This window comes from Brevibacterium moorei, assembly GCF_024580735.1.
In the GTDB taxonomy this organism is placed as follows: Bacteria; Actinomycetota; Actinomycetes; order Actinomycetales; family Brevibacteriaceae; genus Brevibacterium; species Brevibacterium moorei.
The window spans coordinates 49362-64633 of sequence record NZ_JANIJX010000001.1 but is presented as its reverse complement, the minus strand read 5'-3'; the positions used below and the strand labels follow the sequence as shown (position 1 = coordinate 64633).

At 65.7% G+C, this 15272-nt stretch carries 10 protein-coding genes; 9 read left to right on the top strand and 1 reads right to left on the bottom strand.

Features of this window, described 5'->3' with window-relative positions:
* Window positions 1-21: 21 nt before the first annotated feature.
* Complete coding sequence (gene uvrB / locus NQ034_RS00300; protein ID WP_257046396.1) at window positions 22-2205, top strand: excinuclease ABC subunit UvrB; 2184 nt, start codon at window positions 22-24, stop codon at window positions 2203-2205.
* A gap of 202 nt (window positions 2206-2407) precedes the next feature.
* Window positions 2408-3385, top strand: a complete 978-nt coding sequence (locus NQ034_RS00295; RefSeq protein WP_257046395.1) for a TerC family protein — start codon at window positions 2408-2410, stop codon at window positions 3383-3385.
* Between the two features lie 68 nt (window positions 3386-3453).
* On the opposite strand, the gene NQ034_RS00290 is transcribed toward NQ034_RS00295, so the two are convergent.
* Entirely contained in the window at window positions 3454-3747 is a 294-nt protein-coding gene (locus NQ034_RS00290) for a YciI family protein (protein WP_257046394.1), read from the bottom strand.
* Between the two features lie 106 nt (window positions 3748-3853).
* On the opposite strand from NQ034_RS00290, the gene NQ034_RS00285 reads away from it, so the two are divergent.
* From NQ034_RS00285 to gap, 7 genes are all read left to right on the top strand, one after another.
* Window positions 3854-6376 (top strand): DEAD/DEAH box helicase, encoded by a 2523-nt coding sequence (locus tag NQ034_RS00285; RefSeq protein ID WP_373456813.1) that lies wholly within the window; start codon window positions 3854-3856, stop codon window positions 6374-6376.
* 9 nt (window positions 6377-6385) lie between these two features.
* Complete coding sequence (gene uvrA, locus NQ034_RS00280) at window positions 6386-9280, top strand: excinuclease ABC subunit UvrA (protein WP_257046392.1); 2895 nt, start codon at window positions 6386-6388, stop codon at window positions 9278-9280.
* A complete protein-coding gene (uvrC, locus tag NQ034_RS00275) occupies window positions 9270-11231 on the top strand; it encodes an excinuclease ABC subunit UvrC (RefSeq protein WP_257046391.1) in 1962 nt (653 codons plus the stop codon). Before uvrA ends, uvrC begins: the two co-directional genes overlap by 11 nt.
* Window positions 11221-12120, top strand: coding sequence for an RNase adapter RapZ (rapZ, locus tag NQ034_RS00270; RefSeq protein ID WP_257046390.1), 900 nt, complete (start codon window positions 11221-11223; stop codon window positions 12118-12120). Before uvrC ends, rapZ begins: the two co-directional genes overlap by 11 nt.
* 2 nt (window positions 12121-12122) lie before the next feature.
* Window positions 12123-13130 (top strand): gluconeogenesis factor YvcK family protein, encoded by a 1008-nt coding sequence (locus tag NQ034_RS00265; protein ID WP_373456814.1) that lies wholly within the window; start codon window positions 12123-12125, stop codon window positions 13128-13130.
* Between the two features lie 46 nt (window positions 13131-13176).
* Window positions 13177-14160: a DNA-binding protein WhiA gene (gene whiA, locus NQ034_RS00260; protein WP_257046389.1), complete on the top strand. Its 984-nt coding sequence runs from the start codon at window positions 13177-13179 to the stop codon at window positions 14158-14160.
* Window positions 14161-14246: 86 nt separating this feature from the next.
* A complete protein-coding gene (gap, locus tag NQ034_RS00255) occupies window positions 14247-15251 on the top strand; it encodes a type I glyceraldehyde-3-phosphate dehydrogenase (RefSeq protein WP_257046388.1) in 1005 nt (334 codons plus the stop codon).
* Window positions 15252-15272: the final 21 nt, after the last annotated feature.

Below are 15272 nucleotides of genomic sequence, written 5' to 3'. Positions count from 1 at the left end.
CGCGGGCGTTATCCTGGTGGCATGGCCGAAGAAACCACCGGGACAACGCCCGCGCACCCCGTTGACACGAGTGAACGCACAGCCGTCGATCAGCCGCGTCCACAGGTGGGCCACCGTCCCCACGTGACCCGCTCGGTGGCGCCCTTCGAAGTCATCAGCGAATACCAGCCCGCCGGCGACCAACCCACCGCGATCAGGGAGATCAGCTCGCGCCTGGAGAGCGGCGAGAAGGACATCGTGCTCCTGGGTGCTACCGGCACCGGCAAATCGGCGACCACCGCCTGGCTGATCGAACAAGTCCAGCGCCCCACCCTGGTAATGGCCCCGAACAAGACCCTGGCAGCCCAGCTGGCCAACGAGTTCAAACAACTCCTGCCCAACAATGCGGTCGAATACTTCGTGTCCTACTACGACTACTACCAGCCCGAGGCCTACGTCCCCCAGACGGACACCTTCATCGAGAAGGACTCCTCGATCAACGACGAGGTCGAACGACTGCGCCACTCCGCCACCAACGCCCTGTTGACCCGCCGGGACACCGTCGTCGTCTCCACCGTCTCCTGCATCTACGGCCTGGGCACCCCGGAGGAATACGTCGACCGGATGGTCTCCCTGGAAGTCGGGCAGGAAGTCGACCGCGACGACCTGCTCAAACGCTTCGTCGGTATGCAGTACACCCGCAACGACATGGCCTTCACCCGCGGCACCTTCCGCGTCCGCGGAGACACCGTGGAGATCATCCCGCAATACGAGGAGCTGGCCCTGCGCATCGAATTCTTCGGCGACGAGATCGAAGCGCTCTACACCCTCCACCCCCTGACAGGGGAAATCGTGCGCACCGAGGAGATCATCCACATCTTCCCCGCCAGCCACTACGTCGCCGGCGAACAGCGGATGGCCAGGGCCATCGGCGATATCGAGGACGAACTCCAGACACGCCTGGCCGAACTGGAGAAACAGGGCAAGATGCTCGAAGCCCAACGCCTGAAGATGCGCACCACCTACGACCTGGAGATGATGGCCTCCATGGGTTTCACCTCGGGTATCGAGAACTACTCCAGACACATCGACGGCCGTGCCGCCGGCACCGCCCCGAACTGCCTGCTCGACTACTTCCCCGAGGACTTCCTCCTGGTCATCGACGAATCCCACGTCACCGTCCCACAGATCGGCGGCATGTACGAAGGGGATATGTCGCGCAAACGCACCCTGGTCGAACACGGCTTCCGCCTGCCCAGCGCCATGGACAACCGACCGCTGAAATTCGACGAGTTCCTCGAACGCGTCGGCCAGACCGTCTACCTCTCCGCCACCCCAGGGGACTTCGAAACCGAACGCGCTCGCGGTACCGTCGAACAGATCATCCGCCCGACCGGACTGCTCGACCCCAAGATCACGGTCAAGCCCACCCGCGGCCAGATCGACGACCTGATCGGAGAGATCAACACCCGGGTCGAACGCAATGAACGCGTACTGGTGACGACCCTGACGAAGAAGATGGCCGAGGACCTCACCGACTACTTCCTGGAAAACGGCATCCGCGTGCAGTACCTCCATTCGGACGTCGACACCCTGCGCCGCGTCGAACTGCTCAGCGAACTGCGCGCAGGGGAATTCGACGTCCTCATCGGCATCAACCTGCTGCGCGAGGGCCTGGACCTGCCCGAGGTGTCCCTCGTGGCGATCCTCGACGCGGACAAGGAGGGCTTCCTGCGCTCCGAACGTTCGCTGATTCAGACGATCGGGCGCGCGGCCCGCAACGTCAACGGCGAGGTCCACATGTACGCCGACCGGATCACCCCGTCGATGCGCACGGCGATCGACGAGACGGAGCGCCGGCGGGCGGTGCAGAACCAGTACAACATCGACCACGGCGTCGACCCACAGCCCCTGGTGAAGAAGATCGCCGATATCACCGAACGCCTGCAGCGCGAGGACGAGGACACCCGCGAACTGCTCACCGAATTCGACTACGGCAAGGGCAAGCGCGGGTACAACTCGACGCTCAGCGATGAGCAGCGGGCCAAGGCCGGGCGGGCGGCCGGGGGAACTCCGACGGGGGACCTGGGCGAGCTCATCGCCTCTCTGACCGAGCAGATGCACAATGCGGCGGCCGAACTGCAGTTCGAATTGGCCGCGCGGCTGCGCGATGAGCTGGCGGATCTGAAGAAGGAGCTGCGGCAGATGCAGCGCGAGGGCATCTGAGAACCTCAAGGTGGTCTGCGCGCGTGTAGAATATACGGGCAAGGAAGGGGAGTATCCCGCAACAGCGGTCTCGTCATCACGACCTCCGGTTGATACCGGGGTCCGGGGCCGCGGGCGCATCCAGTATGCGCGGGAGAGACTTTCATGTTCGCGGCCGTGACGCACACGCTATACACGGCGCAGAAACCTCCGAAAGGCCCCAATGCACACCCAGCTACCCCTGTGGTTCGAGACGGGATCCCTCGTGGTCCTCGTCCTCATCCTCGTGGTCGACCTGCTCATCATCCTCAAACGCCCCCACGTGCCCAGCATGAAGGAGGCCGGCCTGTGGGTCGGCCTCTACGTGGTGCTGGCGCTGGTCTTCGCCGGACTGTTGTTCGCCCTGGGCGACTCCACCCACGGCGGTGAATTCCTGGCCGGCTGGCTGACCGAGTACTCGCTGAGCATCGACAACCTGTTCGTCTTCGTGCTGCTCATGTCGAAGTTCTCCGTGCCGAAGAAGTACCAGCAAGAGGTGCTCATGGTCGGCATCATCGTCGCGCTGATCTGCCGCGGTGCCTTCATCCTGCTGGGCTCTGCGATCATCGAGGCCTTCGTCGGAGTGTTCTACCTGTTCGGCCTGTTCCTGCTCTACACGGCCTTCAAACAGGCCTTCGGGAAGGAAGATGATGAGAACGCCGATGACAACGGCATCGTGCGCTTCATGAAGAAGCGCTTCCGCCTGACCGACGAATACGATGCCAACAAGCTGCGCACCACCATCGACGGGCAGAAGTACTTCACCCCGATGCTGCTGGTATTCATCGCGATCGGCACGACCGACGTCATGTTCGCCCTCGACTCGATCCCCGCGATCTTCGGTATCACGAAGAGCCCGTACCTGGTCTTCTGCACCAACCTGTTCGCCCTGATGGGCCTGCGCCAGTTGTACTTCCTGCTCGGCGGCCTGCTCGACGCGCTCGAATACCTCAAATACGGGATCGCCGCGATCCTCGCGTTCATCGGCGTCAAACTCATCCTCCACGCCGGACACGAAACCTGGTTCCCCTGGATGCCGGATATCAACACCTGGGTGTCCCTGGGCTTCATCGTCGCGGCCCTGGGAATCGCGACGATCATCAGCCTCATCAAGATGAAGCGCACGCACACCACCGTGGTGTTCGGGTCGATCGACAAGTAAACCCCGCGCGACGCACTGGGGCCGCCCTCGAAGATCCGAGGGCGGCCCCAATGCACTCTCCGTCCGACTCAGGCGGGGTTGGCGAACCCGCCGAACACCGGCTCCCACTGGCGGATCGTGGTCGTGGCGATCACGCCCAGGCTGGCGTACGGATCCTGCGTGAGCAGATCCTCCACGGCAGCGCGGTCCTTGGCCTCCATGACGAACAGTCCGCCGGGGACACCATCATCGGCCAGGGGACCGGAGGCCAGGATGACACCGGCCTCGTTGAGTCGACCCTGCCAGGCCCGATGAGCCGGACGGTTCGCCATCCGCTTCTCGGTATCCGGTCCGTATTCATAGGTCACGGCGAAAACTGCCACGGCCCCTCCTTCGATCGGGAATAATAGAAGAGACACACGGTGTTCCGTGAGTCCATACCGAGAGTCTATCCAGCGAGCCGGTGAAGAAGCGCACGGCACGCGAAGAATGAGAGAGTGCCCCGTGGCGAGTCTGCGTCCCATCCCCGAAGAGTACGCGAACGCCGATTCGGTCTACGACGCCTTCACCGACTACTGCACCGAACTGGGCCTGGAACTCTACCCCGCCCAGGACGAGGCCATCCTCGATGTGCTGGCAGGCGACAACACGATCGTCGCCACCCCCACCGGCTCCGGGAAGTCGATGGTCGCCCTGGCCTCCCTGTACTACGCCCTGTGCACCGGCCGCAGGGCCTTCTACACCGCCCCCATCAAAGCCCTGGTCAGCGAGAAGTTCTTCTCCCTGACAAAAGTGCTCGGCGCCGAGAACGTCGGCATGATCACCGGCGACACCTCCGTCAACGCCGAGGCCCCCGTCATCTGCGCCACCGCGGAGATCCTGGCCAATCAGGCCCTACGCTCCGGCGGCATGCTCGATGTCGGCCTGGTCGTGATGGACGAATTCCACTACTTCGCCGACCCCCAGCGCGGCTGGGCCTGGCAGACGCCCCTGCTGACCCTGCCCCAGGCACAATTCGTGCTGATGAGCGCGACCCTCGGGGATATGTCGAAGATCGCCGGCGGCATGGAAGAACTGACCGGCCGTGACACCGCCTACGTCACCGGCACCCAGCGCCCGGTGCCCCTGCGCTACGAATACTCGGAAGAGCCGCTGCACGAGGAACTGCAGAAGCTCGTCTCCGCAGGCCAGGGCCCCGTCTACGTCGTGTCCTTCGCCCAGAACGCCGCAACCGAACTGGCCGGCTCCCTGACCAGCATCAACCTTGCAGGCAAGGAACAGAAGGAACGGATCAAGAACGAGATCAAGGGCTTCGGATTCTCCAAGGGCTTCGGCAAGACCCTGCAACGCCTCCTGACACACGGCATCGGAGTCCACCACGCCGGCATGCTGCCCAAATACCGCCGCCTGGTCGAACACCTCGCCGCCGCGGGCCTACTCTCCGTCATCTCCGGCACCGACACCCTCGGGGTGGGCATCAACGTGCCGATCCGCACCGTCGTCCTGACCGCCCTGACCAAATTCGACGGCCGACGCTCCCGCCGCCTGCGCGTGCGCGAATTTCAACAGATCGCCGGCCGCGCCGGCCGCGCGGGCTTCGACACCGAGGGCTTCGTCGTCGCGCAGGCCCCGGCCCACGTGATCGAGAACAACAAGGCCCTGGCCAAGGCCGGCGACGATCCGAAGAAGCGCCGCAAGGTCAAACACAAACAGCCCCCTGCCGGCTTCGTCGGCTGGTCCAGGGAGACCTTCGACAACCTCGTCGGGGGCACCCCGGAAGAACTGACCAGCCACATGCGCATGACCCACTCCATCCTGGTCAACCTGCTCGCCCGCCCCCACGCCGGTATGCAGACGGTCAAGGACTTCATCGACTCCACCCACGAATCGGAAGCCGCCAAACTCGACATGTACCTGCGGGCACTGGGCATCGGCCGCTCCCTGCTGAACGCCGGAGTGCTCTCCCGCCACCCCACCGAGAACGGCATCGTGGAATTCCGCCCCGACGCCGACCTCGGCCCGCAGTTCGCCCTCAACCAGCCCCTGTCACCCTTCGCCCTGGCCGCCCTCGAACTCTTCGACTCGGAAAACGCCGACCAATGGGCCTACGACGTGCTCAGCGTCATCGAAGCGACCACACCCGTCCAGTTCGCCGTCCTCAAGGGACAACTCGACCGGATCAAACGCGACGAGCTGGCCCTGCTCAAAGCCGACGGGGTCGAATACACCGAACGCATGGCCATCCTCGACGAACTCGACTACCCCAAACCCAACGCCGAAATCCTCGAAGAGGCCTTCTCCACCTACGTCGAATCCGCCCCCTGGCTCGCCGACCTCAACCTCGAACCCAAATCCGTGGTCCGCGACATGATCGACCAGGCCATGAACTTCTCCCAGTTCGTCTCCTACTACGGCCTGGCCCGAGTCGAAGGCGGCCTGCTGCGCTACCTGACCGACGTCTACCGAGCCCTCGTCCAAAACGTCCCAGAAGAGTACGTCGACGAAAACCTCCAACGCATCGTCGACTGGCTCGGCGAGACCATCACCCGGGTGGACTCCTCCCTCGTCGAGGAATGGGAACAACTGCGCGCAGCCGGCGCCCAGACCGAGGCCCTGCCCCTCGACATGGCCGACACCAGGCTCAGCGCAGACGAACCCCGGCTGACCCGCCTGGTGCGCAACGAGATGTTCCACCGCGTCATCCTGGCCGAACGCGGCGCCTACGACGCACTCGGCGCCCTCGACGCGGACAACGGCTTCGACACACACGCCTGGGAGGACTCCGTCGAACCCTACTTCGATGAATACGACACCATGGGAACCGGGCCCCAAGCGCGCTCGCCCGAACTATTCCACCTGCGCAAAGACGACCGGACCTGGCACCTGCGTCAGGTCTTCGACGACCCCGCCGGCGACCACGACTGGGCCATCAGCGCCGACGTCGACCTCGACGCCACCGATACAGCCGATGAACCCGTCCTCACCATCACCCATGTCGGACCCACGGAATAGAGTTGAGACGTGACCGCAGAAACCAGCACCACGAACGCCCAGGGCATCAGCCACCTCGACACACTCGTCGTCCAGGGAGCCAGAGCCCACAACCTGCGCAATGTCGACATCAGCGTGCCCCGCGACGCCATGGTCGTCTTCACCGGCCTGTCCGGCTCCGGTAAATCCTCCCTGGCCTTCGACACCATCTTCGCCGAAGGCCAGCGCCGCTACGTCGAATCCCTGTCCTCCTACGCCCGCATGTTCTTGGGCCAAATGGACAAACCCGACGTCGACCTCATCGAAGGACTCTCCCCGGCAGTCTCCATCGACCAGAAATCGACCTCGCGCAACCCGCGCTCGACCGTTGGCACCATCACCGAGGTCTACGACTTCCTGCGCCTGCTGTGGGCCCGCATCGGCGTACCGCACTGCCCCGTCTGCCACGAACAGATCACCAGCCAGACCCCACAGCAGATCGTCGACCAACTCGAAGAACTCGAAGACCGCACCAAATTCCTCGTCCTCGCCCCAATCGTGCGCCAGCGCAAGGGCGAATTCGTCGACACCTTCTCCCACCTGCAGGCCGCCGGCTTCTCCCGCGCCGTGGTCGACGGAAACCAGATCAGCCTGAGCGACCCGCCCAAACTCGCCAAACAGATCAAACACGACATCTCCGTCGTCGTCGACCGCCTTATCGCCAAGCCCGGCATCCGCCAACGCCTGACCGACTCCGTGGAAACCGCGCTGCGCACCGCAGATGGCCGAATGGACGTCGAATTCGTCGACGACGGCACGACCAGGACCTTCTCCGAACACCTCTCGTGCCCCAACGACCACCCCCTGGCCCTCGACACGATCGAACCGCGCACCTTCAGCTTCAACTCGCCCTTCGGCGCCTGCCCCGTCTGCGACGGCATCGGCACCAAACTCCAAGTCGACGAGACCCTCGTCGTCCCCGACGAGGACCTGGCCATCGCCGACGGCGCCATCGCACCCTGGTCATCGGGCAAGACCACCTCCCAGTACTTCAACCGGATGCTCGACGCCCTGGGCACCGACATGGGCTTCGACCTCGTCACCCCGTGGAAGGACCTCAAACCCTCCCACCGCAAAGCCATCCTCGAAGGCAAGGACTACAAAGTCCACGTCAAATACCGCAACCGCTTCGGCCGCGAACGCAGCTACTCCACCGGCTTCGAGGGCGTCTTCCAATACATCCTGCGCAAACACCAGGAAACCGAATCCGACAACGCCCGCGAACGCTACGAATCGTATATGCGCGAAGTCCCCTGCGCCGCATGCTCGGGCACCCGCCTGCGCCCAGAGGCACTCAGCGTCTTAGTGGGCGGGAAGTCCATCGCCGAGGTCTCCGCGCTCGCGATCGACCAGGCGGCCGCATTCCTGGCCGGACTGGACCTCAACGCCAGGGATGCGCAGATCGCAGCCCAGGTGATGAAGGAGATCAACGCCAGGATGGGGTTCCTGCTCGATGTGGGACTGGACTATCTGACCCTGGCGCGCACCGCAGGCACCCTGTCCGGCGGCGAGGCCCAGCGGATCCGGCTGGCCACCCAGATCGGCTCGGGCCTCGTCGGCGTGCTCTACGTGCTCGACGAACCCTCGATCGGCCTGCACCAGCGGGACAACCGCAGGCTCATCGAAACACTGTTGAAGCTGCGCGATCTGGGCAATACGCTCATCGTCGTCGAACACGACGAGGAGACGATCGAGGCGGCCGACTGGATCGTCGACATCGGCCCCGGCGCCGGCGAACACGGCGGCGAGGTCATCTACTCCGGCCCGGTCGCCGGCCTGACCTCCGCGCCCCGGTCGATCACGGGGGACTACCTGGCCGGTCGCCGCGCCATCGGCGTGCCCGCCCGGCGTCGACCGATCGACCGCTCGCGTACGGTGACGGTGGAGCGGGCCAGGGAGAACAACCTCAAGGACGTCACAGTGTCCTTCCCACTGGGCGTATTCACCGCCGTCACCGGAGTGTCCGGTTCGGGCAAATCGACGCTGGTCAACAACATCCTGTACACGGAACTGGCCAACCGGCTCAACGGGGCCAAGAAGGTCCCCGGCCGGCACAAGCGGATCACCGGGGTGGACCAGCTGGACAAAGTGATCCACGTCGACCAGTCACCCATCGGACGCACCCCGCGGTCGAATCCGGCGACGTACACCGGAGTGTTCGACCACATCCGCCGGCTGTTCGCCGAAACCGAGGTGGCCCGCGTGCGCGGTTACCAACCCGGCCGGTTCTCCTTCAACGTCAAGGGCGGCCGGTGCGAGAACTGCCACGGCGACGGCACGATCAAGATCGAGATGAACTTCCTGCCCGACGTCTACGTCCCCTGCGAGGTCTGCCACGGCGCCCGGTACAACAGGGAGACTCTGGAGGCGAAGTTCAAGGACAAGTCGATCGCCGAGGTCCTCGATATGCCGATCGAACAGGCCGCGGAGTTCTTCGCCGCAGTACCTGCCATCGCCAGGCACCTGAACACCCTGGTGGAGGTGGGCCTGGGCTATGTGCGCCTGGGACAGCCGGCCACCACCCTGTCCGGCGGCGAGGCCCAGCGCGTCAAACTGGCCAGCGAACTGCAGAAGCGCACTCGCGGGCGGACGGTCTACGTCCTCGACGAGCCGACCACGGGTCTACACTTCGAGGACATCAGGAAGCTGCTCCTGGTCCTGCAGGGGCTGGTCGACAAGGGCAATACGGTGATCGTGATCGAACACAACCTCGATGTCATCGCCGCCGCGGACCACATCATCGACATGGGGCCCGAGGGCGGCCGCGGGGGCGGCACCGTCGTGGCCACCGGGACACCGGAGCAGGTCGCACAGGTGGCCGAATCGCATACGGGCCGGTACCTGGCGGCACTGAGCGAGATCGCGGGGCGGATCAGTGGATCCTAGTCTGTACCGCCCGGCCACAGGGGAGATCCCGACCTCGGCCGGGGTGTACAAGTTCCGCGATGAGAACCGGCGGGTGATCTACGTCGGCAAGGCGAAGAACCTGCGCAACAGGCTCAATTCGTACTTCGCCAACCCCGCGGAGCTACACCCGCGCACCTTCACCATGGTGCATACCGCCGCCAGCCTCGAATGGACGGTGGTCAACAACGAGGTCGAGGCGCTCCAGCTCGAGTGGACGTGGATCAACGAGTTCAATCCGCGGTTCAACGTCATGTTCCGCGACGACAAGTCCTACCCGTATCTGGCCATCACGATGAAGGACACCTACCCCCGGGTCTTCGTCACCCGCGGCAAACGCAAGCCGGGGGTCAAGTACTTCGGGCCCTTCACCGCGGTCTGGGCGATCCGCGAGACCCTCGACCAGCTGCTCAAGGCGTTCCCCATGCGCAGCTGTGCCAAGGGGGTGTTCGACCGTGCCGAACGATCCGGGCGGCCCTGCCTGCTGGGCTACATCGACCGCTGCAGCGCGCCGTGCATCGGCCGGATCGGTCCGGAGGAACACCGGGTCCTGGCCCAGAACATCGTCGACTTCATGAATGGCCACACCGGCCGATTCATCTCCACCCGTGAGAAGGAGATGCGGGAGGCCTCTGCGGCCCTCGAGTTCGAACGCGCGGCCAAACTGCGCGATGAGATCACCGCATTGAAGAAGGTCATCGACAAGTCGGCGGTGGTCCTGCGGGTCAGTGCCGACGTCGACGTCTTCGGCCTGGTCGCAGAGGAACTCGAGGCCAGTGTCCAAGTCTTCCACGTGCGCTCCGGGCGGATCAGGGGACAGCGCGGCTGGATCATCGAGCGCCTCGACGAACTGGGTCCCGCCGAACTCACCGCGGACTATCTGCGCCAGGCCTACACCGGAGTCGACCCCGAGGCCGTCCCCAAGGAGATCCTGGTCGACACCCTGCCGACCGATCAGGACGCGTTGCAGGCCTGGCTGAGCGGGCTGCGCGGGGCGGCGGTGACCATCCGGGTGCCCCAGCGCGGGGAGAAGCTCGCCGTGTTGCAGACGGTGCTCAAGAACGCCCGAGAGGCCCTCGACCTGCACAAGCGCCGCAGGGCCTCGGATCTGACGACCAGGTCCCAGGCACTGACCGAGATCCAGACGGCCCTCGACCTCCCGGAGCCCCCGCTGCGCATCGAGTGCATCGACAACTCGCACATGATGGGCCAGAACGTGGTCGGCTCACTCATCGTCTTCGAAGACGGCCTGCCCAAGAAGAAGGACTACCGGCGGTTCTCGGTGACAGGTGAGGCGGCCCGCGACGACACCTCCTCGATGTACGATGTGGTCTCGCGTCGTTTCTCCCGCTACCTCGAGAGCCTCAATGACGATACCCCCGACCAGCGTTTCGGCTATCGGCCCTCACTGCTGGTCGTCGACGGCGCTCTGCCCCAGGTCCACGCCGCCGAGGCGGCTCTGTCCGACCTCGGCATCACCGACATCTCCGTGGTCGGCCTGGCCAAGCGCCTGGAGGAGGTCTGGGTGCCGTGGGACGAGTTCCCGGTCATCCTGCCGCGGAACTCCGAGGGCCTCTTCATGCTCCAGCGTGTGCGCGACGAGGCCCACCGGTTCGCCATCACCTACCACCGCCAGCGCCGGGGCCAGGCGATGCGCACCTCCGTGCTCGACGGAGTGGACGGCCTGGGGTCGGCCAAGCGCAAGGCTCTGCTGACCCACTTCGGGTCCGTCAAGCGGATGCGTACGGCCACGGTGGACGAACTCACCGAGGTCAAGGGCGTCGGTCCGGCCCTGGCACAGCGCATCCAGACCGTCCTGGGAGAAGACTCAGACAGTCCGGACCCCGGTTCGGCTACCGTAGGCAACGACGGGGCCCCACCGGAACCGACGCCACAGAACCACCCGAACCCAGGAGCCGACGATGAACAGTGAGCCCAGCCAGCAGACGGCCGAACCCGGCGCCAGCCGGGTCCTCATCGTCACCGGTATGTCCGGGGCGGGTCGGTCCACTGCGGCCAAGGCCCTCGAGGATCAGAACTGGTATGTGGTCGACAACCTGCCACCGCAGCTGATCGCCCCGCTGATCGAACTCGTCGCCCGGGCCGATGCCAGGCTGCCGCGGGTCGCCGTGGTCACCGATGTGCGTGGCCGGACGAACTTCCAGCGGCTCGACGAGGTGCTGGCCGACTACCGTGCCCGTGGCCTCCACGTCGAGGTGCTGTTCCTCGACGCCAGCGATGAGACGCTGGTCCGCCGGTTCGAATCCGTCCGCCGCCCCCACCCCCTGCAGGGCGAGGAGACCCTGTCCGATGGCATCGAGGCCGAACGCGCTCAGCTGGCCACCGTGGCAGACGGGGCCGACTACCGGATCGACACCACGGATCTCAACGTCCATCAGCTGACCGCCGAGATCCGCAGCCGGTTCGGCGATCCGGAACAGCCCGCGCTGCGTCTGACCGTTATGAGCTTCGGCTTCAAGTACGGACTGCCCAAGGACGCGGACCACGTGGCGGATGTGCGCTTCCTGCCCAATCCCTACTGGATTCCGGCGCTGCGCGAACACACGGGGCAGGATCCGGAGGTCTCCGACTTCGTGCTCGCGCAGACCGGAGCCGGGGAATTCGTCCGCGGCTACGCCGGGGTACTCGAGACCGTGATCGCCGGCTATCTGCGCGAACAGCGGGGATATGCCACCGTCGCGATCGGCTGCACCGGGGGCAAACACCGCTCTGTGGCGATCGCCAGGGCCCTGTGCGATGAGCTCGCGACTCGCACACAGGCTGCGGTCTTCCTCAAACACCGTGATCTGGGGAGGGAGTGACGATGGCCGATATTCCCACCGAGGAACTTCCCATGTATCTGCGCCGTGGCTCCGGCGGACAGGGTGTGAGCATCGCCTCGTTCGGCGGCGGCCACGGCCTCTACGCCTCCCTGCGCGCATTCCGCCTGCTGACGGACAATCTCACCGCCATCGTCACAGTTGCCGACGATGGGGGATCCTCTGGTCGTCTGCGCGAGGAGTTCGGGGGCCTGCCACCGGGCGATCTGCGGATGGCGCTGGCCGCTCTGTGCGATGACGGGGAGTGGGGACGGACCTGGCGCGACATCATCCAGTTCAGGTTCTCCTCCGCCGGGCCGCTGAACGACCACGCCGTGGGCAATCTGCTCATAGCCGCCCTCTGGCAGAAGTTCGGCGACCACGTCGAGGGCCTGGACTGGATGGCCCGGCTGCTGCGGGCCCATGGTCGAGTACTGCCCATGTCCTCGGTGCCGCTGACCATCGAGGCAGACGTCAGCGAGGCAGGCTCCACCACGGTGGTGCGGGGGCAGGCGGAACTCGCCGCCACCCGTGGCGATGTCGGCCAGGTCAGACTGCTGCCGCAGGATCCACCGGCGCGCATCGAAACGCTCGAGGCGATAGCCGGCGCCGATGTGATCAACCTGGGACCGGGCTCCTGGTATACCTCGGTGATGCCGCATCTGCTGGTGCCCGAACTCGCTGAGGCGATCTACTCCTCGCAGGCACTCAAACTGTTGACGTTGAACCTGCCGGGCGCCAAGGCGGAGACCGCCGGGATGAGCCTGGGAGACCATCTGCACAGCCTGCACGAGCACGCACCCCGTCTGCGCTTCGACTCGATCATCGTCGACGATCGCGCAGCGGCGACCGAACCCCGCCTGGCGGGCCTGGCAGGGTCTCTTTTCTCCGCGCAGCTGTGGCGGCGCCCCGTGCGGGCCACCCACTCCGGCGTGCACGACAGCCTGAAGCTGGCGGCCTGCTACCGTGACGTGCTCGGCGATGCCGGCATCGCGGTGGTCGAACAGTGGTAGGGACGAACGAATCGCGTCGCGCAGCGACGCGCGGAAAGGAACGACCATGGCGTTGACGGCGAAGGTCAAGGACGAACTTGCCCACTACCGGGAGACCCGGCCACAGGCGCGCAAGGCAGAGGTCGCGGCGACTCTGCGCTTCTCCTCGGCCCTGCACCTGGTGGCAGGGGCCATCGTGATCGAGGCGGAGGTCGACACGGGTGCGGGCGCCCGCCGCCTGCGCTCGGAGATCAAGGACCTGTTCGGCCATGTCGCCGAGGTCGTCGTGGTCGGCGGCAGCGGGCTGAAGAAGTCCACCCGCTATGTGCTGCGCGTCGTCACGGACGGGCCGGCGCTGGCCCGGCAGACGGGTCTCATCGACGGTCGGGGCAGGCCCGTTCGTGGGTTGCCGTCCGCGATCGTCAACGGCACGATCGCCGACGCCCGCGCCGCCTGGCGCGGTGCCTTCCTGGCCCATGGATCGCTGACCGAGCCCGGCCGCTCCGGCGCGCTCGAGATCACCTGCCCCGGCCCCGAGGCCGCACTGGCCCTGGTGGGCGCGGCGCGGCGTTTCGACATCGCAGCCAAGGCCAGGGAGGTCCGCGGCGTCGACCGGGTCGTGATCCGCGACGGCGAGGCGATCGGCGATCTGTTGACCTCGATGGGGGCGGAGTCCACCCGTCTGGAATGGGAGGAGCGGCGCCTGCGCCGCGAGGTGCGCGCCACCGCCAACCGCCTGGCCAACTTCGACGACGCCAATCTGCGCCGTTCGGCCCGTGCGGCTGTCGCGGCAGGGGCCAGGGTGGAACGCGCGCTCGAGATCCTGGGCGCAGACGTACCGGATCATCTCAAGTACGCCGGCGAACTGCGCTTGGAGCACAAACAGGCCTCATTGGAGGAACTCGGCCAGCTGGCGGACCCGCCGATGACCAAGGACGCGGTCGCCGGCCGGATCCGCCGGCTCCTGTCGACAGCGGACAAGAAAGCGGCAGAACTCGGTATTCCGGGGACAGAGGCCAATCTCACCGCCGACATGCTCGACGAAGTCTGAAGACGGACGGCGGTTCGGACGTTTATGCTGGTAGCAGTGCCGATCGGCACTCGAGAGCAGCACCCATCGGCAGACTGAGGGAGACTATGGTCACTCGCGTAGGAATCAATGGTTTCGGGCGCATCGGCCGGGCATTCACCCGGCACTGGCTCGCCGGCGATCACGACATCGAAATCGTCGCGATCAACGACCTGACCGACAACGCCCATCTGGCACACCTCCTCACCTACGACTCGGTGTGGCGCCGACTGCCCGCCAAAGTCGAAAGCGATGAGGAATCCTTGACCGTCGACGGGCACCGGATCCACGCCACCGCCCACCGGGATCCCGCGGAGATCCCCTGGGGCGACATGGGCGTCGACATCGTCATCGAATGCACGGGCAAGTTCACCAAACGGCAGGCCGCGGCGGCCCACCTGGCCGCCGGCGCCAAGAAGGTCCTGATCTCGGGGCCCTCGAAGGACGCCGATGCGATGCTCGTGCTCGGGGTCAACGAGGGCGATTACGATCCGGCCCAGCACGACATCGTCTCCAATGCCTCGTGCACCACCAACTGCCTGGCTCCTTTGGCCAAGGTGCTGCACCGCGAGTTCGGCATCGCCTCGGGCATTATGAACACCATCCACGCCTACACCGGCGATCAGCGGCTGGTCGACGGGCCCCACAAGGACTTCCGCCGGGCCCGCGCCGCGGCCGTCAACATCGTGCCGACCACCACGGGCGCTGCGGCTGCGGTCGCTAGGGTGATCCCGGAGCTGGCCGGCCGCCTCGACGGCTTCGCCACCCGCGTACCCGTCATCACCGGTTCCCTGGTGGACCTGACGTTCCTGCCGGAACGCCCCACCACCGTCGCCGAAGTCAATGCCGCGGTCGCCGCAGCGGCGACCGGCGAACTCGCGGGTGTCCTCGACTACACCGAGGACCCGATCGTGTCATCCGATATCGTCATGGACAGCCACTCGTCGATCTTCGACGCGGGGCTGACCAGACAGGTTGGCGACCAGATCAAGGTCGTGTCCTGGTACGACAACGAATGGGGTTACTCCCGTCGTCTGTACGACCTGGCCGACCTGGTGGCTGGAAAACTCTGATATCCCCTAGGAAAGGCCCTC

Bases quoted from the DNA above. Each gene is read 5' to 3' on its own strand.
- gap (WP_257046388.1), top strand. From the start codon at position 14,247: ATGGTCACTCGCGTAGGAATCAATGGTTTCGGGCGCATCGGCCGGGCA.
- NQ034_RS00295 (WP_257046395.1), top strand. From the start codon at position 2,408: ATGCACACCCAGCTACCCCTGTGGTTCGAGACGGGATCCCTCGTGGTC.
- NQ034_RS00285 (WP_373456813.1), top strand. From the start codon at position 3,854: ATGAGAGAGTGCCCCGTGGCGAGTCTGCGTCCCATCCCCGAAGAGTAC.
- whiA (WP_257046389.1), top strand. From the start codon at position 13,177: ATGGCGTTGACGGCGAAGGTCAAGGACGAACTTGCCCACTACCGGGAG.
- rapZ (WP_257046390.1), top strand. From the start codon at position 11,221: ATGAACAGTGAGCCCAGCCAGCAGACGGCCGAACCCGGCGCCAGCCGG.
- uvrB (WP_257046396.1), top strand. From the start codon at position 22: ATGGCCGAAGAAACCACCGGGACAACGCCCGCGCACCCCGTTGACACG.
- NQ034_RS00265 (WP_373456814.1), top strand. From the start codon at position 12,123: ATGGCCGATATTCCCACCGAGGAACTTCCCATGTATCTGCGCCGTGGC.